The sequence below is a fragment of the Pseudoalteromonas luteoviolacea DSM 6061 genome, from assembly GCF_001625655.1.
Lineage (GTDB): Bacteria > Pseudomonadota > Gammaproteobacteria > Enterobacterales > Alteromonadaceae > Pseudoalteromonas > Pseudoalteromonas luteoviolacea.
Window position 1 is genome coordinate 39,171 of sequence record NZ_AUYB01000096.1, and the last position, 22,684, is coordinate 61,854.

Sequence of the window (22,684 nt, forward strand, 5' to 3'; positions counted from 1 at the left end):
TCACACAGTACCTTAGTGCTGCTCAGATTGTTGTGGCAGAAGCTCTATAGTATGAGTGATATCGCCGGGCAACAACGGAGTAAGTTTCCCTTCTGCATAGGCGTCAAAACCACTTCGATAGTAAGGCGAAAGAAGATGACCACTTTGTCCCCCCGCAACAGTCATAACCGCATTATTGAGATATCCCGGCTGCGCGATAAAACGCTGTGATGCACCAAAATCTTTCCCTTGTACAGCGGGCATAAAACTATCTCCGAAACCTGGCACAGTTGGCATATCCAAAAAGCGGCTTAACACGGGCATCTGCTTGCTAAATGGATGTTGTACTGTTAGCGCGTTTACATTGCCCCACTGCCAGTTAGCCATTTGAGTACCATGCTTTGCAGCTAAAGTTTTTTTGCTTTGAATATGTGCCTCCACCAATAGGGCTTGCCAAGACTCGTGCCCATTGAGCCAGCTTTGAGGTTGGCGCTCAATCAATTGCCAAAGAGCAGGTTCAAAATACCGTTTCAAATGACTTAAAGTTTCATCATGCTGTTTGAGCTGCTGTTCAAGCCTTGCAAAAAGAATATCTATGACTTGCGTTCGGTATGCTTTGACCAAAGTATAACCAACGGAATCACTACATGCACATGCTTGCCATTGTTTTAAATAGGCCAAAGCTTGTTTGTGCTCTTGACTACCAGCCTGTGCCGCAACGAGCGTTTCTGATAGCAGTGTGTGCCATGGCTTTAAAAACTTTGCTTCGTTATCTAATTGAAGCGCATTAAAGTCTGCTTCGGTAAATTGCTGCTGTGCCAACAAGCGATCTCGGATCTGCAACGCACGTGCCCCAAGTGCATACCCTCCATCACCAAAACGGCGCTGATCTAGTGCAGACATGACCCGCGAGTTTGCTGTCCAGAGCTTACCATTACTGGGGTTCATGACACTTGGACGCTGCTCTTCATTAACTTGCCAATGTGCCTTTTCAGCCCGCGATGAAGGGACCGACAGGTCATTAGGGAATACTCGAGCTGGTAAAGCCCCCGTGGGCTGCCAAGCAGCATTGCCCTGGGCATCTACCACCATTAAGTTCTGTACAGGAATACCAATATTACGTGCTACTAACAGTGCTTGGTCAACCGATTTTACCGTTTCAAATTTAAGCAGATTCAAATTGACAGCGTAAGACTGGTGGGCAACCCACTGCAAAGCATACTGTTTATCATTAAATGCCTTCACCGGACCAAATTGACTCATTAACAAGTCGTAAGTATGACTCTGCCCGTCGGGCAGCAAAATAGTTTGAGTTACTTGTTCTATCTCATCGCTGTCCGTTAGTTTAACCCAATCTGCTGTATCTAAGTATCCATTGGTAAAGCCCCACGCAATATGATCATTGCTACCAACAACAATGGCGGGCACACCAGGCAAGCTCACTCCAGTTACTTGCACATTTTCCCCTTGATGACTGGCGTAATTCAGCTGGACCCGATACCAAATTGAGGGCACATTTAGCCCTAAATGCATATCATCCGATACCATTGCAGCACCAGTTTTAGTAAGTTCGCCAGTGACCGCCCAGTTATTGCTGCCATATAGTGGACTAGCTTGAATATGCAGCTGTTCAACCAACTTCCCATCATTCGGTAACTCTGGAATATTTACGATTGAACTGTTGATTTGACTGCCATCTAAAGCCGCCTGAAAAGTGCTGGGTTGAAGTATAAAATCAACCATCTCTTGACCAAAAAGCTCTGCAATATAAATCAAAGTTTTGTCTCTACGAAAGGTCGCACTTTGCAAGTCTAAATACATACTATAAATGACCAGCAGTGAATCAGCAGGTCGCCACGGTTTTGCATCTGCACTTAAAAGTAAGTACTCAAAGCTGGGCACCCCTGATTGCATGCGCCCCTCATTGACCCCTTTGGCATAGTTTTCAAGTAGCTGTCGCTCTTGCGGCGCCATGGCTTTTACAATTTGCTCACTGCGTAAGCGGAACTGATGAAATCGCATAGACTTATCTAAGGAGATAGCACCTTCCCCAAATAACTCACTCAGTTCTCCCGCAGCATTACGGCGCAACAAATCCATTTGAAAAAAACGGTCTTGACCATGAGCATAGCCCATTGCATAGGCAGCATCGGCACGGCTCTGCGCGTTGATCACAGCGTGACCCAGAGAGTCTCGGCTCAATTTAGTTGGTGCCTCTAACGCACTGGAATAGCCACGACCATCCAATGCTGGCAAGCTAAGAGACAATACTCCATAGACTATCGCGGTCACGGACAACCCACCAAGTACCCCAACCGTGATCAAAACTTTTAACCATTTCAGCATATACTTTCCTTACTCTAATAGATGCCTAACACATTGCTCTGTGTCGACCCCCACAAATTTACCCTCTCATGTATAGCAATTCATTTGGGGCATTCAAAGTCTTAACATGATCAAATTACAAAAATGTCATGCTATGACGATAGGGTTTCATCAAGTTTAAAATAACATAAAACACGTCTTGATTTGGCGACTTCAATCAGGGGCAACTATAGTTAAAAGATTCATGGAATCTATTGAAAAGACATGCAAACAGAGACGGTTGTACCGCAAAGGAAAGCATTTCTCTCAAAATTTAGCGTAATCCTATTGCTCGCTGTCATCGTGGCGACTGGTTGGTACATTGATCGCGTGAATCACAAGCATATGATTGAAGTGCAAAAAAACAGCACTTACGAGCACATCAATGTATACCGCACACGCATAGAGGGAAAACTTGCGGCCAACATTCAGCTAGTAAGGGGTTTGGCCATAGCCCTTGGGAATAAAGGCACACTGACTCAAAAAGAGTTTGAGCGCATTGCTGCGCCCTTGTTTGAATCAGAAGACATACTAAGAAACTTAGGTGCTGCGCCAGATATGATTTTGCAATTCACCTACCCTCTGGAAGGTAACGAACGCGCATTAGGCCTCAATTACCTTACTCATCCAACTCAGCGTAAAGAAGCATTGCAAGCTAAAGAGAGTGGAGAAATTGTGCTCGCAGGGCCTCTAGAATTGATGCAAGGTGGTGAAGCCCTCATTGCCAGAGTCCCAGTTTTCACCGCAGAGAAATCTTTTTGGGGACTACTATCCGTGGTGATAGATATGGATAAACTCTATGCCAGTGCTCGGCTCAAAGAATTAGAAGATAACTATCAAATAGCGATTCAGGGGCAACATGCTCGCGGTGAGCAAGGGGCCTATTTTTATGGTTCTAGTGATATCCATCAACTCAACCCACTGGCTTTTAGTATTAGCGTGCCCTCTGGCTCATGGGTCCTTTATGCCGCGCCTCGATTTGGCTGGTCAGGGGAAGAATCCGCACTGTGGCCATTTCGCCTAGCTTTATTAATTATTGTGTTGTTTTTTGTGATTGCGTTTGTATTTTTCACACGCCTTTTAAAGCAACTTGAAGATCAAGCTAATTCTCTAACCAGTATGGGCTCTCTAGCTCAGGTCGGTGCATGGTCCGTAGATTTGGGCAATCACGACATTAGTTGGTCTAGTGTCACTCAACAAATTTTTAATGTTCCCCGCCATTACCAACCCTCTTGGATGGGTAGCACTGAATTTTTTAAAGGTGGCGCACAGCGTAAGAAATTCCAAGATGAAATGGGACAAGCCATCCGCAAAGGGACCTCATTTGAAGGAGAGTTTTTGATTGTTCCTCGGGACAAACCACCTTGCTGGGTCTTGATAAAAGCGCAAACTAAAAGGATGGGTGCACGGACTGTGGAGGTCTTTGGTTCTATTCAGAATATTCATGACCGCAAAATTATGGAAGTTGAACATGAGAAGGTGGCCAAAAACAATGAGCTACTTGTTCAATTGAGTACTCATGAAGCGATTTTGAACAATCACTTAGACCGTGCGCAAGAATTATGTATAGACACGGTTTGCCAAGGTGTCAGCGCCAATAGAGCCAGTATTTGGCTTTTCAATCATGAACAAACCCACTTATACCCAGTGTGCTTTAGCAACACCAAAAAAGATCGTCTACAGCACTTTCCACCATGGCGAAAAGCATCACAGTCAGCACTTTTTAACGCCCTTTTAGAGAGAGCCCCCATAGAAGCATGGGCAGCGACAAGTCACAACATCACGCGCTCCATCGCTGAGCAATATCTATCCCCTTTTGAGATCGACGCCATCGTATTTATGCCGATTCTGTTTAAAGACACTATTTTTGGTGTACTGAGCGCTGAATTTAATGCCTCTTATCCGCAGTGGACACAAAGTGATCGTCGCTTTCTCAAGGCCATTGCAGCAATGGTCGCCAGCTTGTACAGCAGCCAACAACAGCAGCAAGCACAAAATAAAGCAATTATGGATAAAGAATTAGCGGAGCAGTCTGCCAAAGTTAAAGCCACCTTTTTAGCCAGCATGAGTCATGAAATTCGAACACCCATGAATGGCATTTTGGGCATGCTCGACGTGCTCGCCAGCTCCAACTTAAATGATGGACAGAAACGCCACCTTGGACTCGCACAGAGCTCTGCTGAATCATTACTCACCATCATCAACGATATATTGGACTTCTCTAAAATCGAAGCGGGTAAAATGACAGTCGATGTGGTTGAAACGGATCTGGTACAAATCATCAGTGACTGTTTTGCAGCCTTTGCTCCCAAAGCCATTGCACAACATACGGAGCTGTTTCTAGACAGCCGTAACATGCAATGCCAATTTGCCAAAACCGACCCACACCGCCTTAAACAAGTTCTCAACAACCTGATAAGTAATGCTATTAAGTTTACTGAAAACGGGAAGATCACACTCACATGCTATACCGAGCAAACCAATTCGAGTACCAGACTGTGGTGTAGCGTCGAAGACACAGGCATTGGCATTAGCAAAGCACAACTAGATAAAATATTTGAATCATTCACACAAGCCGATCTCTCAACCACACGAAAATTCGGTGGAACGGGGTTAGGTTTAACAATTGCAAAGCAATTGTGTGAGTTACTAGGTGGAGCGCTGCATGCATATAGTAAACTGGATGTCGGTAGCACCTTTACCTTTTATATTGAGCTGCAAGATGCGAAACCTATTGAGGCTATAGACAGTACCAGCAACTGCTTAATCATTATCGACCAACACCCGCAAACAGAATTGAGCGCACGGCATATGCTGAATGCCTGGCGGATCCCCACTGAGCACTTCATCAATGTGCCTGAAGCACTTGATTTTGTTGAGTCACAGCATAATATGCAGCCAGCTTTCATTATTACTGCATCGATATTAACTCAATGCTCGGAGCTAGACTCTCAGGCACTACTAAATTTAATCAAGAAGCATAAACTAAAATACGCAATTTTATGCCACACCTTAGACGAGCTCTCAGGCCACCCTCAATTCAATAGTAGTAATACTTTACTTGCACCACTTACTCCAGCGAATGCGCTCGCCTTATTGCAAGCTGACAATGCCCAGTCATCAACTTTGCCAGACATAAAATTGGGTTGTAAAGTGTTGTTAGTAGAAGACAATAAAATCAACCAAACAGTGGCGCTAAGCTTTTTGAGTAAACTAGGAGCTCAAGTCGATTGCGCAATAAATGGCCGTGTTGCATTAGAAATGCTACAAAGTACCGAAAATACATATGACGTGATTTTAATGGACTGCCAAATGCCTGAAATGGATGGGTACACAGCCACACGAGAAATACGCAAAGGTGTATGTGGAGAGCGCCATCAAGATGCAGTGATAATAGCCCTGACGGCCAATGCTATGGAAGGAGACAAGGAAAAGTGTCTTGAGGCTGGAATGGACGCCTACTTAAGTAAACCAATTAACTTTGAGCTATTGACCAAAGCACTCCACGAATGGACCAGTAGCGCTAGGAAAATGTCCATAAATAGCATAGAGTAAGTACACTTTTGGGGACGCATAGACACTTTTGAGCCTGAACACATGCACAAGAGTTAAGTCACAGAAATGTGTTTCAAGTTGTAATACGCATTAAAAAAGGAAATCTATGAAACTCAGCACTATTGAGCAAAGGCTAATTGGGTGCCTGCTAGAAAAAGAGACCACTACCCCAGATCAGTACCCATTGTCAGTCAATGCACTGACGAATGCGTGTAACCAAAAGTCAAATCGTGAACCTGTGCTCTCTCTGAGCGAAGCTGAAGTTATGGATGGACTTGAGCAACTACAAGATCGGAGGCTAGTTATGTGCGATGAAGCGCTTTCAGGCCGCGTATCAAAGTACACACACCGATTTTGTAATACGGAGTTCAGTAGTTTACAACTGAACGAACAACAACGCGCCATAATCTGCTTATTGTTGTTACGAGGTCCCCAAACACCAGGTGAATTGAGAACACGCAGTGGCCGTCTAGCTACCTTTGGTAACGTTTCTGAAGTTGAACAAGCTCTCGAGGAGCTGCAAGCACAAGAGCTACTTGTGAAACTTCCTAGAGAGCCTGGCAAACGTGAAAGCCGTTACCAGCATTTATTTGGTGACACCGAAGTAGTTCAAGATGCAGAAGCGCCATTAAATGAGCCGCAAGAGCTAAGTGCACTGCTCGATGAGATAAACCAATTAAAAGCCGAATTACGGGTAATCAAGCAACATCTTGGACTTTGATTGCGATAACTCTCAAAACGTCATTGCTCCAAGACTTTAGAATCATTTAAACTGCACTGCATAAATTAAAATCAGGCCAGAGGATTTCCAATGCGTGAAGCAATCATTGCCGAAATGAAAGTTCAACCATCAATCGACGCAGCTGCAGAAGTAGCACGTCGTGTCCAGTTCATAAAGCAACGCTTATTATTAGCTCACTGTACCAGCGTGGTACTCGGAATAAGTGGTGGTGTTGACTCTTCAACATGTGGACGCCTCTGCCAGCTCGCTGTAGACGAATTAAACCAAGAGCAAAATGACAAAACTTACCAGTTTATTGCAATGCGTTTGCCCTATGGTATTCAAGCAGATGAAGATGAAGCGCAACTAGCTTTAGATTTTATTAAGCCAACCCAAAGGCTTACGGTCAATATCAAGCCAGCGGCAGACGCCTTACATGAACAAGCCATGTTAGCGATGCAAGAGGCGCATTTAGGCTTGCCTGAGCAGGCACAAATAGACTTTGTTAAGGGTAATGTTAAAGCGCGTCAGCGTATGGTTGCTCAGTACGAAATTGCAGGGTTGAGCCAAGGTTTAGTGGTTGGCACCGATCACAGTGCAGAAAATATAACTGGGTTCTATACCAAATTTGGCGATGGTGCATGTGATTTAGCACCTCTATTTGGTTTGTCTAAGCGCCAAGTAAGAGCATTAGCTGAGCACTTAGGTGCACCAGCACAATTGGTACATAAAGTACCGACCGCAGACCTGGAATGTGATAGGCCTGGGCTAGCTGACGAAGCTGCTTTGGGACTAAGCTATGATAATATTGATGATTTTCTTGAAGGCCGCTCCGTTTCTGACGAGGTTACTGAGAAGCTCATCGCCATTTATCAACGTACTCAGCATAAGCGTCAGCCAATCCCAACAATTTACGACGAAGAATAAATCATTCTCAGCCTCTGCTTTTCCAGTTTACAATATTCAGAGGCTGTCCGCCCCCATTAAATTAACAGGTTTATAACATCAGTTATGTACAGCCTATAAAAACTCGTGCTAATTTAGTGATCACTAAGTCTTTTTTACTCGTATGTAACAGCCAGTAAAAAACGAGAAAATGGAAAAGACCCCCTGCACGGGTCAATACCTTGCAGGCATGAAGCTCTGAAAAGAGCTATTGAACAAAGGAAAATCCATGAAAGCCCCAATTTTGATAACGGGTGGTGCTCAGCGCATTGGCCTTGCTATGGCGAAATATTTTATTGAGCAAGATGTGCCGGTCATCATAACTTATAGAACCAAGCATGACGCTGTTCAAGCATTGGAAGCACAGGGTGTAAAGTGTCTCCAAATAGATTTTGATCAGCCAGATGCGCGGGACTCTCTTGTAACCCAAGTGAAAGCACACACAACACAGCTGCGTGCGGTGATCCATAACGCCTCGAGCTGGGATTGCGAAAAGCTCAACCCCGATCACGATGCACTGTTTGACAATATGATGCGTATTCACGCCAAAGTGCCTTATTTACTTAACTTGGCACTGGCACCTTTGCTTGAAGCTTCAAACGAAGTGGCTGATATCATTCATATTACCGATTATGTTGCTGAAAAAGGCAGCCCTAAGCACATTGCTTACGCAGCGAGTAAAGCGGCATTAGACAACCTAAGTCGTTCTTTCGCAGCTAAGTATGCACCACAGATTAAAGTTAACTCCATCGCCCCTTCCCTGATTATTTTCAATGATGATGATGATGCCGATTACAGAGCAAAAACACTCAAAAAGTCACTGATGGGAATAGAGCCGGGGTGCCAAGAAGTGATTTCAACTATAGAGCTTTTGCTAAACAGCAGCTATATAACAGGTAGAACACTTGCCGTTGATGGCGGCAGACACCTAAAGTAAACACCAGAGCGCAGGCAGTGGAGGCGCTCTCAAAAAGAATGCGAGTCATATTATGCATGATGAATTAAAGAACAGTTACAAACAAATCATCAACGCGGTTGGTGAAGATATAGAAAGAGAAGGCTTATTAGATACACCAAAACGTGCAGCTAAAGCAATGGAGTATTTAACCCAAGGTTACAGACAAACTCTATCCGAAATAACCAATAATGCCGTCTTTACTTCAGATGCCGATGACATGGTATTGATCCAAGACATTGAGCTTTACTCAATGTGCGAGCATCACCTGCTTCCTTTTGTGGGCCGCTGCCATATCGCTTATATTCCAGATGGTAAGGTGTTAGGCTTGTCTAAGTTTGCTCGTATAGTAGACATGTTTGCTCGTCGCTTCCAAATTCAAGAGCAATTGACACATCAAATCGCAAAGGCTGTTGAAGAGGTTACAGGCGCTCGCGGTGTTGGCGTAATCGTAGAAGCAAAACACATGTGCATGATGATGCGCGGTGTCGAAAAGCAAAATTCACAGATGCGCACATCTGTCATGCTGGGTAACTTTAGAGAAGATGCCAAAACAAGAAATGAGTTTTTACAGCTTGTAAAGAACGGCTAAACTGCAAGGATATGCCATGATGCATAACGCGATAATCAATATCACCAACCTCAGACTAAGAACCTTTATTGGATTTAATGAAGAGGAACGTGAGAAAAAACAAGATGTAGTTATCAACATTGAAATCCACTACCCAGCTGATACTGAGTGTTTACAACAAGATGAAGTTGATCACGCCCTTAACTATAAGACCATTACAAAAGCCGTAATTAAACTCGTTGAAGATGGGCACTTTTTACTACTTGAGAAACTGGTCGCAGATATACTCGAACAATGTCATCAACATCCAGGTGTGACCTTTGCTAAAGTCCGCGTAGACAAGCCTCATGCTCTGCGCTTTGCCGACTCAGTCTCACTCACATTGGAGTGGACCAAAGCACTTAATCAGTAAACCCCTGAGTACGGCACCCATTGGTGGTGTCGTGCTAAAACACCTTCATTGCTAAAGTAATAACAAGCGCGTATCTCAGTCCTTTACCCAATGTCACTAAAAGTAAAAACACACGCAGTCTTACTTTAAAGACGCCTGCTACTAGTGTGAGCGGATCACCAATTATTGGCAACCACGCAAACAGCAAGCTTGGCGGACCATACTTTTGATAATGCTTTCTGGCTTTTAAAAGACTGCTTTCAGAAACGGGAAACCAGCGGTAGTGACTCAAAACTTCAACACGAGTACCCAGATAATAATTCACACAACTACCCATCACGTTACCTACGGTTGCAAAAAACCACAGGGCTAAAACAGATCCCATCTGCTGAGCAACCATGCCAGAAAGTAGCAATTCCGATGATGCAGGCAATAATGTTGCAGATATAAACGCACTAAAAAATAAACTCAAATAGACCATGTTTTAAATCAAGCCTTACTATACCTGTGCACACCACAAAGCTTGCCTTGTACCATAAAATAAGCGTAAATAGTGCCAGCCTAACATAAGGAAAGTCACAATGATAAATAGACGCAAAAAAATAGCGTTATTAACTGCTATCGGCTTGTCACTGTCGGCATGTGGTACCACGGACAATGACGCACCTTCCCAAGGTTATGAGACCTACATTAGTGATGGGCAGCCTTTTAAGCACACACACTTTGAGGACATCTCTGGCCATCCAATCGATTTGTCAAAAATTAAAGGCAATAAGTTGATCATTTTGTTTGCAACATGGTGCTCTGATTCCAAGCGTACCTTTAGTGAGTTAAATGCTTCAGCATTGATAAATGACAGTAGCCTCACCATTTTGGCAATCGGAAGAGAGGAAAGCCCAGAGTCTTTGGCTGAATTCGCAAAGAACTATCGTGTTAAATTCCCTTTGATTGCCGATGAAAAGCGCCAAATTTATAGTCAGTACGCAAATAAAGGAGTACCCAGACTTATCTTACTTGATGAAAACAATCGTGTAGTTAAAACTCTAATTGGAGAAACCGAAAATATCATTGAGCAAGTAACGTGGAATTAACCTCTGATGTCGTAAATATACTGACCATGGCGAAAGTGATTCAAACCGCTGTGGCCCCCGTATTTTTATTAACTGGGATTGCCGCTTTTTTAGGTGTGCTATCAAATCGTTTAGCGCGTATCACCGACCGAGCTCGATTGCTCGATAGAAAGCTCAACGCGAGCCTAGAAGAAGCTTTACACTTCACCCTCACGCAAGAGATGCGAGCACTACTTAAACGTTCTCGCTGCATTCATATTGCTTTTAGCATGAGTGTACTGAGCGCATTGATGGTCTGTGCAGTTGTAGTGCTATTATTTGTCTCTCACCTTTACACTTGGCCACTAGGCATCACGGTATCGAGCTGCTTTATTGCCGCAATGCTGCTCCTCATTGGCGCATTTGTGTCATTGCTCGCTGAAGTAATGTTAGCCACACGAAGTATGAGAAGAGGCATGATATTTAAAGATATAGGTTAAGTTTACTAAGCTTTACTCTCGTAACCGTGCCAGCATGTTCCCAGCCTAAGTTATCAATAACACAGTTTGGGCATTTCATGCCCCTTTCTACTGCTCTTTGCTGTTCAATACTCATTTCTTTTTACATGCCCATTCGCCGGGCATGTGGCGAGAGCCTTAACAATTAAAGTGAACCGCTGTACGACTATACCCGCACTACAAGTGCCACTTAGAGCAATGAAAAGGCTGAATTAAAGCCCACTTTCCTAGATTTTAGACATAAAAAAACACCGGCAATTGCCGGTGTTTTTATTTTTAGAGCGAATTAATCGCTAAATTATTTTTGCTTACGGCGACGTAGTGCAGCAAATGGTGCAGCAAGTAACGTCAACCAAGCCAATGAACCTGAATCATCATCATCGCCATTGTCTTCAGCTACATCAATTAGACGTACTTCAACACGTACTTTTTCTGAGTACTTGCCTTTTGCATCTTTCGCCATGATGTCGAAGCTGAACTGACGGTCAAATTCGAAGTCTAGGTTACCAGCAACAGATAGTTGACCATCTGCATTTACAGATACAAGCGTAGTACCAGTAATTACAAACTCAGTTACGTCGTTGTCGAAGTCTGAGAATGCGATTGTACCAATAGCAGTACCGATTGGGCTGTTTTCTTCGATGTTGAAGCTCTGACCTTCTTCAATCATCGGTTTACCTTCTAGCTCGTCTTCTTCAACATTGAATACAACAGTTACCGCTTCTGACTCAAGGCCGTCAGCATCAACTGCTGTCACAGTTACTTCGAAAGAAGCGCCTTGGTCGAAATCAACTTCACCAGCAACCGTGATTTTACCTTCAGCATCGATTGCAACAACACTTGAACCTTCAACTTTGAATGAAGCAACGTTGTCGTCTTGGTCCATGAACTCAAGCATACCGATTACTGTGCCAGACTCAGCGTTTTCTTGTACGTCAAACTCTTGACCTTCAGCAACAACTGGAGTTTTCTCTGCTTCTTCATCAACAGCGTTCATTACATCTACAATAATGTTTGTTGCTTCTGATTTGAAGCCTTTCGCATCGTAAGCTACTACTGTTAGCTCTACAGACATAACACCTGCGTCGTAGTCAGGAGCACCAGCTTCAGAAACTGTCACTTCACCAGTTCTAGATACTGCAATGCCGTCATGAGACTGTGCAACAACCTCAAATGCAGATAGCTCTGCACCACCATCTTGCTCAGCAAGTGCTAGTTGACCGATTACATGACCAACTGGAGCATCTTCAGAAACTTCTAGTTCAACGTCAGCGATTACTGGAACAACTACTGCAGGTAGCATATCAGCTGTGATGTTCGCAAGAATTTGGTCATCAGAAGCTAGCGTAAATGGCTTATAGCTATCTACAAATGCAGATGCACCAGGAGCTAGAGACTCAACCGCATTGCCATCTGCATCAACTAGAGAAGCAGGTGCTGTTGCGAATGTTGTGTGACCAGTTACTGTGTCTGTTACTTCGAAGATACCAGATTGGTAGTTACCGATACCTACTTGAGCTTGGATCATGATGTCATCACCAAGGTTAGAAGTATCTAGGCCGATTAGGTCTGAACAACCAGTGAAAGTAATTGTGTTTGAACCACCTTCATGGAACATTGCAGTTAGGAACTGCCACTGGTCTTCACCATTAACGATTGGACCACTTAGTGTACGTGCACGGCCGATAACCGCAGCACTACGACCTACATCGTTGTAGTTTTGTAGGAAGAAGTCATACACGCCATCGTAGTTCACATCTAGTGCCATACGGTAGCCCGCTTGACGGTGCATTGTAAGCTCATCGCGTAATGCCATTGATGCAGTGAAGAATGCGCCTGAGTCACAAGTGCTGCTGCCATACACATTGAATGAAGAGCTTAAAATGTTGAACTGCTTGTCTTCAGCAGACGCTTCTTGACCTACTGCTACAAGTTGGTCAGTAACAACATTGAACGTTGTGAAGCCGTTGTTCGTTACTTGAATACGCTTATCACCTTCTTCAAGTACAGTCACTTCAACACCTTCGTTTGCACGAGGTAGTACGTGATATACCATGTGAATGTCGTGATCAGTATCAGCAGTTGATTGGTCGTCAAAGATTAGTGCACCATCCAACTCAGAAAGTGTTAGAGACGCTGCACGTGCTGCTAGGTCATTTGCACTTTGAGGGTTAGGTAGGCTCCACGCAGGTAATTTGCTTGGGTCGATAGTAAGCTTAACTTGGAAAGAAGCTGTTTCACCCGCACCAACAGTTACTGAAGCAGGGATTTCCCAGCTTGTCGCACCTAATGCCGTATCGCTTGCATAACGGTCTGCAGTGCGAAGATTATAAGTTTTCTCTTCACCTGCGAAGTTTTTAACGAATACCGTTTTAGTGTAAGTCGTTGTTTCTTCTAGTACGTCGAAACCAAAAGAAAGTGCCGCTTGTGTTGTATCGTAATCACCGTGGTGTACCCACGCTACTGTTTGTGAAGCTACAGCTTTTTCAACGTCAACAAGACCAGCACCGATTAAGCTGATTGGCGCTAATTCAGCGTTTGCGTTAATTGATTTTGGCTCCATGAATACGTCTAGGTTAGCTGTATTCATAAGTACCGCTTTAACTTGTGCAGCACTTAGTTCAGGGCGAGCTTCACGTACTAGTGCTACTGCACCAGCTGTAATTGGACCAGAGAATGAAGTACCAGTTGCGCCAGCTAGCTGATCTTGAGTACCTGTTGCAGCAACCTGAATGTTAACACCAGGAGCTGTAATTTCTGGCTTCAGTAGACCGTCCATTGAAGGACCACGTGAAGAGAAGTCAGCAACTGTATCAATAGCTAGATGAGACTCAATACCAAAAGTAAATACTGGCTGTTGACCTGCCGCTAATGTCGCTTTTAGCGCTGCGCCATCGTCTAGCGTTACAGAGATAGTTGGTACTGTCACTTCGTCACTTGTACCACCAAGACCAGGTGCACCACCAGCTACGTTGTTAGCGATGATTACATACTTAGCACCTTTAGCTTGTGCATTTAGCGCTTTAGTTACGAATGCACATGCACCACGGTCGATTAGTACCGCTTTACCAGTGAAGTCAACGTCGTCACCAAATGCTTCACAACCATTTTGGTTTGCATCAGGATATACAAGCTCAGTGTCTGCATTAGAGAATGAGAACGGGTCTTGAGGACCAAAACCAGCAGTACCTACTTCAACAGACTTGCCATCGATAGTACCAAGTGCGAATAGTTCGTTAATAGTTGGGTGACCCATTGCACCTACAGATAGTGCATTAGGTGTTGTGCTTGGTCCGCCGATACGGAACGGGTGGTTACCATCGTTACCAGCTGAGATAACTACGTTAGTACCCATCTTAACAGCTTGGTGAATTAAGAATTGTGTACCGTCAACACGGTCTGTTGAACCAAACTCACCACCTAGTGACATGTTAATAACGTCAACACGGTCGCTGATATCACCGTCACCATTTGGATCCATTGCAGCTTCAAGTGCACCTAACTGTGCAGCGAATGGACAACCGCCACCACACACAGAGTAAACATAAAGTTCAACGTCTGGAGCAATACCAGTTACAGAGTGAGATACAGAAGTACCGTGTGAAGAAGCACCGTCATCAGGGCTTGTTGGATCTGGGAAGTTAGGATCGCTTTCAATTGGATCTGGGTCGTTACGCATAAAGTCGTAACCGCCTTTCACCTGACCTTGTGGCCATTCAACAGCTCTTGGATCTGCTTGCGCCGCCTCATATGCTTCTTTTGTACCAGCAGCAGGGTTGAATACTTTGTGCGTGTAGTCAATACCTGTATCTAGTACAGCAACTTTTTGTCCTTTACCAGTGAAACCAGCCAAGTTTACTGGAGCACCTTTGATATAATCATTAGCGTCAGCAACATGTAGCTCGTAGTCGTAAAGTGGTAATACGCGAGCAACATTTGCGTTTTGCTTAATTTGCTCTAGCGCAGCATCTGACGCTTCAACGATAAGCGTTGATGCTAATAATTTAGTTGAACCTACAACCTTAATGTCTGCATTTAATGTAGCAAACTCACGCTTAACATTTGATTGAATAGCTTCAACAGAAGCAACCGTGCTGCGTGCATCGCTTGTAGAGTAGTTGCCACGAGCCATAAGATCTGCGGCAGTTTCTTGCTTAAGTACAACTAGAAAAGCTTCAGCTCTGTGTTCTTGTTTAGCTGATTGCTCAACTTTAGCTGCTTGCGTGTTAACTGAACGTGTATTGGTCTCTAATGTTGCAGCACTTGCCGACGCTGCTGTAAGAGCACCTGAGACAGCCATAGCTACTGCTGTCGCTTTGAATGAATACTTGGCCATAGTTTCCCCTAGGACTTGTTGTTTAATTTGGTGTTTATTTATATTTAGAGAGTAGAATCATTCATCAATATAATGTGACTACATGGTTAATTGCAATAATAGAAATACAATTAAGTTACAAATATTTCAGTTTTACTTTTAACTAAAACATAAGTCATTGTTAAAATTAATAAAAATTCAATGTAAAAGAAAGTAAATGAACACTATTTAAATTAACTGTAAATAGACTTTTTCTTAAGTCCCCGTTTCAGCAACAAACCGCTTACGGTACAAATATTGATTACTATCTGTTAACCCCATTCTCCTTGCTAATTCATAAAGAAACCCTTACAAAGGTGATGAATTTTTTATTTAGGGGCACTTATGAAAAGGTCATTAACATTTTTAACTCTGCTGTTAGGACTGAGCTGTCAATCTCAGGCCAGCTCTATGTTTGAAAACAGTGAAGATGCAATTGAGTACCGCAAAGCTAGTTTCCAACTTATTCGGTATCAAATTGGTGATATGGGTGACATGCTAAAAGGAAAGATCCCGTTTGACGCTAAACGTTTTTCCGAGCGTGCACACAATGCAGCCCAGCTTTCTAAAATGCCATGGGAAGCTTTTATTCAAGGCTCAGATAAAGGAGACACCAGCGCATTACCATCTGTTTGGAAAGATAGGGCAACGTTTGACAAAAAAGCTGCTGACTTTGCAAAATACGCTGAGGCATTGGCAAAAGCTGCTGAGTCTGGAGATAAAAAAGTGATCAGTAAAGCGTTCAGAAATTGGGCGAAAGGTTGTAAAGATTGCCACAAGTCGTTTAAAGACTAACGTCAATACTTAGCAAGCAAAACTAAGTAGAGAGCAAGTCAAGCCAGTCGATGCTCTCTACTACACATAACGCAAGCTAATCGTCAAAGTAGTCGAAATCATCTTCTCCTAAATTACGCCTCAAACGTTTTTGTTCTAGATAATCATCCAATTTCTTACGCACTTTTTGGCGCTGTCTATTGGTATCCTTCTCGCTCAATGAACCAAACTCATCTTGGTATTCTTCGTCCAATGGATCATAGGAATATGTTTTACCCATGATAGACTCCTATTCAACATAAACTGTGCCAACCCCAACGAGGTCAAAATCTCAATTGACTCAACGCCCACAATGAGGATTTTGATACAACGGCATCTCATCGGTGCGTCAATTACACATAAGTTTATTTAGTCCTAAATAAGTGACTTTGACAGTGAATGATTTTTGTCGTGACGATTTATAAAATTGATTAAGCTAATAGTTAGCCAATATTGCTAATAATTAGCCAATGCGATTAGTTAAATTACACTCAAAGCGAACCGAAAACACATAAGAAACTGATTTAAAACAAATAAAAATTTTGGCATCTTCTTTGATTATTCTTAGTCGTCATCAACGAATAAGGACCCTACAATGAAAAACGCGCTACTTATTACAGCTATTTTGTCGTCCACTTCTGCGCTAGCACACAATGACCACAGCATCTCTTTTTCAAACGATAATTGCCAGGTTGAGTTTCAAAATAATGTCGCGATTACCCCAAACGAAGTCGCGATTACCACACCTCACTCACGATCGCTGACCATCGATGCCAATGGGTACGCCTTTATTAACGGCCAACCGGTAGATGTCACTGCACAGCAACAGCGCGCACTTGCACAGTACGCAGACACTTTACGTGTAGAGTTACCTAAAGTTGCAGAGATGGCCACTGACGCCATTAAGGTCGCTGAAGTAGCCCTTGATGAAGTGGGGGCTGCTTTTGACTTACACGGATTAGATAACCTATCCACTGTGTTAGACGACCTCAATCAAGAGATCCATGGCACGTTTTATCAACAGGGTAGCTTCGTCATGGGTGAACAAGCTTTCCATGACTTTAGCGAAAATTTTGAGCATCAATTCGAGGAGCGCATTGAAGACGCTGTAAAAAGTGCGATGTTTCAATCCATCGGCTCTCTGTTAGTTTCCATTGGTACAGAAATGAATAATGCCAATGGTGATATGTCTGCATTTGAACAGCGTATGGAAAACATGGGTAGGCAGATTGAAGAAAAGGTCACAGCCCAAGCCAAAAACCTTGAACAACGTGCCGCCTCTCTATGTAGCAATTTTGAGCGCATCGCGGCACAGGAAACGGCCTTATCTCAAAACATCCCAGCTATGTCCAGCTATAGTTTAATGCGCTATACCTCAGAGTAAGAGAAGGTTTCCAACCAACAGAGTGGTGAGCACTTCTTCAATGCTCGCCACTTTTCAGTTTTGCGACTAGGTCACCCAATTTCTTTATGTTAGCTTCCACCCCATCATTCCAAGGTAACCCATAGCTGATGCGAATACAGTTTTGAAACCGCTCAGAAACACTGAACAACTGCCCCGGAGTGATACTGACACCTTCCGCCATCGCCAATTTAAACAATTCACCGCCGTCCACGTCTGAGCCTAGCTCAAGCCAAACCACACACCCCCCACCGGGATCACTCACCCGCACATCGCTCGGGAAAAATGAACGAATACACATCAGCATTTTCTGCTTGTTGTCCATCAAGCGCTGTCGTAGTTTGCGCAAATGCCTTTCGTAATCACCTGATGCTAAATAATCAGCCAGTACCCATTGATTTATTAAAGAAGAAGAGCAACTCAATGCCCGCTTAAAACGTCGAGCCTGTGCTGCAAAACCCGGAGCCAGTATCCACCCCACACGATAACTTGGTGCGGCCGTTTTTGAAAAAGAGTCGCATGTGATCACCTGCCCTTCAGATGCATAGTATTGGGCAGGTTTTCCACGGTGTTTAGAAAAGTGCAGATCACCGTACACGTCATCTTCAATGAGGGTCACTCCTTTCGCGACCAAAATTTCTAGCAAGGCTTGGCGCCTGCTTTCTGGCATGACGCTCCCGAGCGGGTTATTGATGCTGGTTGAACAAATGCATGCGCTCACTTCGTGTTCATTCAAGGCCTTTTCCAGATCTTCTAACCATAAACCATCGTCCGGACAAACAGGGATCTCTAGTGCACGCAAGCCTAAGTTTTCAATTAATTCTATGATACCGAAATAGCACGGAGACTCGACAGCAACAACCTCCCCAGGTTTAGTCACGCATTGCAATGCAATCGCCAATGCCTCTTGCGCACCATTGGTGATCACCATGTCGTCAATTGACACCGAAAGCCCCATATGCAAATAACGCTGTGCAATTTGACGTTTCAACCTGTCCAAGCCATCCATCGCGCCATACTCTAATATTTGACTACCAGCCTGCTTTAGCGCTTGGCGCATCATTTTTGCAAGAACTAACTCATTGCTCATGGCAGCCACTGGGTTCGCTATGCCAAAAGGAGCACAATGCGGTGAATGTATTCCTTCATACACTTGTTCAATAAGAGATTGTTTATTCACTTCCGTGGGTGCCACAGACAACTTGCAACGTTTGGGCAACGTACTCTTTCCGTGGTCGGATAAGAAATACCCTGATTTTTCCTTCGAGTAGATGCGACCTTGTGCTTCCAATTGATAATAAGCTTGCTTGATGGTGGGAATGCTGACTGAAAGCTGTTGCGCTAATTTTCGCAATGAAGGCAACTTAGAACCTGGGGTCAGCAGTTCATTAGTGACCATTTCATTGATCACATCGATTACCTGTTGGTAAAGGAACTGGCCATGATGCATCGATTTCTCCAACTTAAATCTGTACAGGTCAAAAAATCATTTTTCTGTATCTATTATACACAGAAGTTCAGAGTAAACTGCTATTCGCTGCAATAATCAAGTCAAATCATAAGGGAACGACAATGAGAAACTGGCTGTTATACATCGTTACTGTTCTTATCTGGGGCTCAACTTGGCTGGCAATCGAATTTCAATTGGGTCAAGTCAATGAAGTTGTATCACTATTTTATCGCTTTGCGATATCAGCTTTGTGTATGTGGGGCTTTGTTATATGGCGTAAATTGCCGATGATGCAATTCACATGGATAGACCATGGTTTTTTCATACTATTGGCCGTGGGTAACTTTGGACTCAACTATCTGTTGCTTTATTGGGCCCAAGGTAGCCTTACATCCGCGATGGCTTCGATTGCATTCTCATTTATGCTGGTTCTCAACATTTTGAACACACGACTGTTCTTCGCCAAACCCATTGCTTTAAAAACGTATTTGGGTGCGCTGCTTGGCGTGTCGGGAATTGTCGCGCTATTTTGGCAAGATCTCAGTGCAGCAAGTTTTTCTTCAGCCACTTTTGTTGGTCTAGTGCTTGCGCTGACGGGCACATTTATCGCTTCATTAGGTAACATGGTCAGTATTCGCAATTCTAATCAGGGGGTTGGAGTGCTGGAAGGCAACGCTTGGGGCATGCTCTATAGCAGTATACTATTAGGCTTATATGTATTGTTTAGCCCACTCTCGTTCACTGTACAAGCTGATGTGAGCTACTGGAGTTCGCTACTCTACCTAGCAATTTTTGGCACCGTTATCGCTTTTGCCTGCTACTTTTCGTTACTGAAAAATATTGGCCCAGAACGCGCCAGCTACATCATAGTGCTCTTTCCCGTGGTGGCAGTGCTACTCAGCACTTGGTTCGAAGGGTTTACTTGGCAGACAAACACTTTCATAGGCTTTGGACTAATTTGCCTTGGCAACTTATTGGTTTTGATGCCAAAACAGCTCGTAGTCAAACTTATACGGCGCCCTGAACCACAACCAATCAAGGCTAATTAAGTACTTTAAACTGCAACAACGCCGCTCTGCACTTGACCTTTGCGGGTGTTGTTGCAATTAAGTCGCCATCGGCTTCAATAGCTAAGCTGGGAGTTTTAATTTCTATCTGTTGGCACCGCCTTACAGACACCCAAGATAACCGAGTATGCTGACCAAATAACATCAGTGCAAAACACCAAAACCTTTTATACCAAGAGACGGCAGGGATAGTGATCACCTCTAGCAAACCATCATCTAGTTGAGCTTGGGGAGCAGGTGTTAAGCCAGCCGCAAAATGACGACCATTGCTAAACAAACACATCATTGTAGGCATTGGCCCAAGTCCAAACTCCACTTGCGTCCCTCGATACAAAGCCAATTTCAACAAACCAGCAAAGGTATAACTTAATTTACCAAAAGGCTTTTTACCACCCATGGTTGAGACAACTTCAGCATTAAATCCCACCCCAGCTATGTTGATAAAGAAGCGCTTATCAACCTGACCCACATCAATGTGACGAGTTCTCCCAGCAAATACCGTGTTGCGCCATTGGCGTGTGGAATAGCCAAATTGTCGACTAAAGTCATTGCCTGTGCCGCAAGGTAGCAAAGACAAAGCAACTTCAGTCCCTGCGATGGCATTAATGGCTAAGTTAAGTGTACCGTCACCACCTAGTACAATAACCTGCGTGTATCCTGAAACGAGAATTTTTAGCCGTTCAAGATCTGCCTCAAAGTACCCAGTAGTTTCATACCAATACAACTGTATTGAGCGATCTTGCGCTTGTGATTTCAACCACTTTATATGTGCCAAATATTTTTTTCCTTGCTGTGGCCTATAAATAACTAACAAACAGAAAACTCCCTAATTAAAATTATCTGAATAAGTATTCAGAAAACAAAAACAAACACAGAAAAGCTCTACAGATATGGATTAAACCTATGAATACTTATTCAATAGATGAAATTTAAAACAAAACAAAAAAGCACAACCATTAAATTTTCTAATGCGACAACAGCAATTTTTATCGTTTTAATTTCACTCAACTTGCATGCAAAATAACCATGTAACCAATCAATGAATCGTCGTAGGAGACACAGATATGCTTAATACAGCTGCAGCGTGCAGCAACACGCAAACCACTGCCAACCCAACATTAAAAAATGTCCAAACACCACGTGTTCAATGGATGAAATGGTTGAGTAAGATTGGCCAGTCTTTACAATTGAGTTATGTGGTCATGCACAAGTAAATCTGTTGACTTCTTCTATGTGACATCCTCAATAGATGTCACATTTTTACTTTTACACCGCAAAATACACTTCTAATTCCTTCGTAGATTACCAAAAAGTATAAATTTCGGGCAAAAAATTCAATAACTTCGGTTTTTTGTTTATTTTTTCAGCAAACGATTAAAAAACTATTTACAGCACCCAATTCGATAAGTATTATCTGTGCCCATGGAGAGATGGCTGAGTGGTTGAAAGCACCGGTCTTGAAAACCGGCATACGTTAATAGCGTATCTAGGGTTCAAATCCCTATCTCTCCGCCATTTTAAAAAGTTTTGCGTCGGAGAGGTGGCCGAGTGGCTGAAGGCGCTCCCCTGCTAAGGGAGTATAGGGTTTGTAGCCCTATCGAGGGTTCGAATCCCTCCCCCTCCGCCAGTTCTTTGTGAAGAAACCGTCCTTTGGACGGTTTTTTTATGCCTGAAATTTGTCACGTCATTTGTTTCTTTTTGCACATCAATCATTTTTTACTGCACTTTTCTCTTTCAATCAACTGGTCAGATGTGTTAACTATAAAAAGATGAACTCGCTTTGGCTTGCGCGATTATGCATATCCACTTTATTGAAGGTTACATTCAACAAATTTATTTAGTCGAATACTCTGACAAACTCCTGTTGCTTGACGGATGCTGCAGAGCAGATGTAGACACAGTGTGTAATTACATTACGCATACGCTATCTAGACCAGTGACCGATTTAAAGCTGGTGGTTGTCACCCATATGCACCCAGATCATGCAGGTGGCGCCCACCTTTTACGGACTAAAACCGGCGCACAAATAGCAACTGCCAATGTTGCAGGGCACTGGTATAGTGGTTTGGATGGCATATTAATGCATTGGTCAGATATGGTTTTGGCACTGTGGGTGGCCGGTAGAAAAAACAAAGCAAGAAAGAATATCTGGTATGACCGCAAATTAAATGCTGATTATTACCTTGAAGATGCTGAGCCTTTACCAGGCTTCGAAGATTGGCAAGCCAGACATACTCCAGGCCATACTGATCGCGATTTATCTCTTTATCATCAAACACGTAATTGTATATATATCGCCGATTTGTTCGTCAAAGTTCGAGGCCAGTTTATTCCCCCATATCCTGTGTTTTATCCCAACAGATATCGCAATTCACTTGAGTTGGTGAAAAGCCTAAAGCCAAAATCCATTATTTTGGCCCACCAAGGCGAAATAGACTTTCAAGATATAGACTTTGAAAAGTTAGACAAGCAGGCGCCAAGTATTCCTGTAACACATTGGCGCTCCGTTAAAGCCAAAACCAAACGGGCGTTAGGTTTTGTTGACTAGTT

General features: G+C 43.5%; 19 protein-coding genes and 2 tRNA genes. 15 read left to right on the forward strand and 6 right to left on the reverse strand.

Annotation, left to right across the window (positions count from 1 at the left end; all coding sequences use genetic code 11):
- Positions 1 to 12 precede the first annotated feature (12 nt).
- Positions 13 to 2,325, reverse strand: coding sequence for a penicillin acylase family protein (locus N475_RS08085; RefSeq protein WP_063365008.1), 2,313 nt, complete (start codon positions 2,323 to 2,325; stop codon positions 13 to 15).
- 243 nt (positions 2,326 to 2,568) lie between these two features.
- On the opposite strand from N475_RS08085, the gene N475_RS08090 reads away from it, so the two are divergent.
- The 6 genes from N475_RS08090 to folX all read left to right on the forward strand — a co-directional run bounded on the left by N475_RS08090 (position 2,569) and on the right by folX (position 9,502).
- Positions 2,569 to 5,898, forward strand: coding sequence for an ATP-binding protein (locus N475_RS08090; RefSeq protein ID WP_063365009.1), 3,330 nt, complete (start codon positions 2,569 to 2,571; stop codon positions 5,896 to 5,898).
- A gap of 106 nt (positions 5,899 to 6,004) precedes the next feature.
- Positions 6,005 to 6,619 carry a YceH family protein gene (locus N475_RS08095; RefSeq protein WP_063365010.1) on the forward strand — a complete coding sequence of 205 codons (615 nt, stop codon included), beginning with the start codon at positions 6,005 to 6,007 and terminating at the stop codon, positions 6,617 to 6,619.
- A gap of 90 nt (positions 6,620 to 6,709) precedes the next feature.
- On the forward strand, positions 6,710 to 7,546 hold the full coding sequence (nadE, locus tag N475_RS08100) for an NAD(+) synthase (RefSeq protein WP_063355862.1): 837 nt from the start codon (positions 6,710 to 6,712) through the stop codon (positions 7,544 to 7,546).
- 247 nt (positions 7,547 to 7,793) lie between these two features.
- Complete coding sequence (gene folM / locus N475_RS08105) at positions 7,794 to 8,501, forward strand: dihydromonapterin reductase (RefSeq protein WP_063365011.1); 708 nt, start codon at positions 7,794 to 7,796, stop codon at positions 8,499 to 8,501.
- 52 nt (positions 8,502 to 8,553) lie between these two features.
- Positions 8,554 to 9,111: a GTP cyclohydrolase I FolE gene (gene folE, locus N475_RS08110; RefSeq protein ID WP_063355864.1), complete on the forward strand. Its 558-nt coding sequence runs from the start codon at positions 8,554 to 8,556 to the stop codon at positions 9,109 to 9,111.
- Between the two features lie 19 nt (positions 9,112 to 9,130).
- Positions 9,131 to 9,502, forward strand: coding sequence for a dihydroneopterin triphosphate 2'-epimerase (folX, locus tag N475_RS08115; RefSeq protein ID WP_063355939.1), 372 nt, complete (start codon positions 9,131 to 9,133; stop codon positions 9,500 to 9,502).
- Between the two features lie 34 nt (positions 9,503 to 9,536).
- Here the strand turns inward: folX and N475_RS08120 are convergent, their stop codons facing one another.
- A complete protein-coding gene (locus tag N475_RS08120; protein WP_063365012.1) occupies positions 9,537 to 9,962 on the reverse strand; it encodes a YqaA family protein in 426 nt (141 codons plus the stop codon).
- 100 nt (positions 9,963 to 10,062) lie between these two features.
- Here N475_RS08120 and N475_RS08125 point away from each other — a divergent pair, with 100 nt between their 5' ends.
- Both N475_RS08125 and N475_RS08130 read left to right on the forward strand, forming a co-directional pair.
- A complete protein-coding gene (locus N475_RS08125) occupies positions 10,063 to 10,572 on the forward strand; it encodes a TlpA family protein disulfide reductase (protein ID WP_063365013.1) in 510 nt (169 codons plus the stop codon).
- 26 nt (positions 10,573 to 10,598) lie between these two features.
- A complete protein-coding gene (locus N475_RS08130) occupies positions 10,599 to 11,030 on the forward strand; it encodes a DUF2721 domain-containing protein (protein ID WP_063355940.1) in 432 nt (143 codons plus the stop codon).
- 316 nt (positions 11,031 to 11,346) lie between these two features.
- Here N475_RS08130 and N475_RS08135 read toward each other — a convergent pair whose 3' ends face one another.
- Positions 11,347 to 15,384 carry a S8 family serine peptidase gene (locus N475_RS08135; protein WP_063365014.1) on the reverse strand — a complete coding sequence of 1,346 codons (4,038 nt, stop codon included), beginning with the start codon at positions 15,382 to 15,384 and terminating at the stop codon, positions 11,347 to 11,349.
- A 363-nt stretch (positions 15,385 to 15,747) separates the two neighbouring features.
- Between N475_RS08135 and N475_RS08140 the strand changes: the two genes are divergently transcribed.
- Positions 15,748 to 16,197 carry a c-type cytochrome gene (locus N475_RS08140; RefSeq protein WP_063355868.1) on the forward strand — a complete coding sequence of 150 codons (450 nt, stop codon included), beginning with the start codon at positions 15,748 to 15,750 and terminating at the stop codon, positions 16,195 to 16,197.
- Positions 16,198 to 16,273: 76 nt separating this feature from the next.
- On the opposite strand, the gene N475_RS08145 is transcribed toward N475_RS08140, so the two are convergent.
- On the reverse strand, positions 16,274 to 16,456 hold the full coding sequence (locus N475_RS08145; RefSeq protein ID WP_063355869.1) for a PA3496 family putative envelope integrity protein: 183 nt from the start codon (positions 16,454 to 16,456) through the stop codon (positions 16,274 to 16,276).
- A 354-nt stretch (positions 16,457 to 16,810) separates the two neighbouring features.
- Between N475_RS08145 and N475_RS08150 the strand changes: the two genes are divergently transcribed.
- Complete coding sequence (locus N475_RS08150) at positions 16,811 to 17,599, forward strand: DUF2884 family protein (RefSeq protein WP_063355870.1); 789 nt, start codon at positions 16,811 to 16,813, stop codon at positions 17,597 to 17,599.
- Between the two features lie 37 nt (positions 17,600 to 17,636).
- On the opposite strand, the gene N475_RS08155 is transcribed toward N475_RS08150, so the two are convergent.
- Entirely contained in the window at positions 17,637 to 19,067 is a 1,431-nt protein-coding gene (locus tag N475_RS08155) for an aminotransferase-like domain-containing protein (protein WP_063355871.1), read from the reverse strand.
- 122 nt (positions 19,068 to 19,189) lie between these two features.
- Between N475_RS08155 and N475_RS08160 the strand changes: the two genes are divergently transcribed.
- Positions 19,190 to 20,116: a DMT family transporter gene (locus N475_RS08160; protein WP_063355872.1), complete on the forward strand. Its 927-nt coding sequence runs from the start codon at positions 19,190 to 19,192 to the stop codon at positions 20,114 to 20,116.
- Here N475_RS08160 and N475_RS08165 read toward each other — a convergent pair.
- Entirely contained in the window at positions 20,109 to 20,948 is an 840-nt protein-coding gene (locus N475_RS08165; RefSeq protein WP_063355873.1) for a diacylglycerol/lipid kinase family protein, read from the reverse strand. The genes N475_RS08160 and N475_RS08165 overlap by 8 nt on opposite strands.
- Before the next feature lie 250 nt (positions 20,949 to 21,198).
- On the opposite strand from N475_RS08165, the gene N475_RS25390 reads away from it, so the two are divergent.
- The 4 genes from N475_RS25390 to N475_RS08180 all read left to right on the forward strand — a co-directional run bounded on the left by N475_RS25390 (position 21,199) and on the right by N475_RS08180 (position 22,682).
- Complete coding sequence (locus N475_RS25390; RefSeq protein ID WP_155730837.1) at positions 21,199 to 21,348, forward strand: hypothetical protein; 150 nt, start codon at positions 21,199 to 21,201, stop codon at positions 21,346 to 21,348.
- Between the two features lie 210 nt (positions 21,349 to 21,558).
- Positions 21,559 to 21,649, forward strand: a tRNA-Ser gene (locus N475_RS08170).
- A 19-nt stretch (positions 21,650 to 21,668) separates the two neighbouring features.
- Positions 21,669 to 21,761 (forward strand) — tRNA-Ser (locus N475_RS08175).
- 168 nt (positions 21,762 to 21,929) lie between these two features.
- Complete coding sequence (locus N475_RS08180) at positions 21,930 to 22,682, forward strand: MBL fold metallo-hydrolase (RefSeq protein ID WP_063355874.1); 753 nt, start codon at positions 21,930 to 21,932, stop codon at positions 22,680 to 22,682.
- The last annotated feature ends 2 nt before the right edge of the window (positions 22,683 to 22,684 follow it).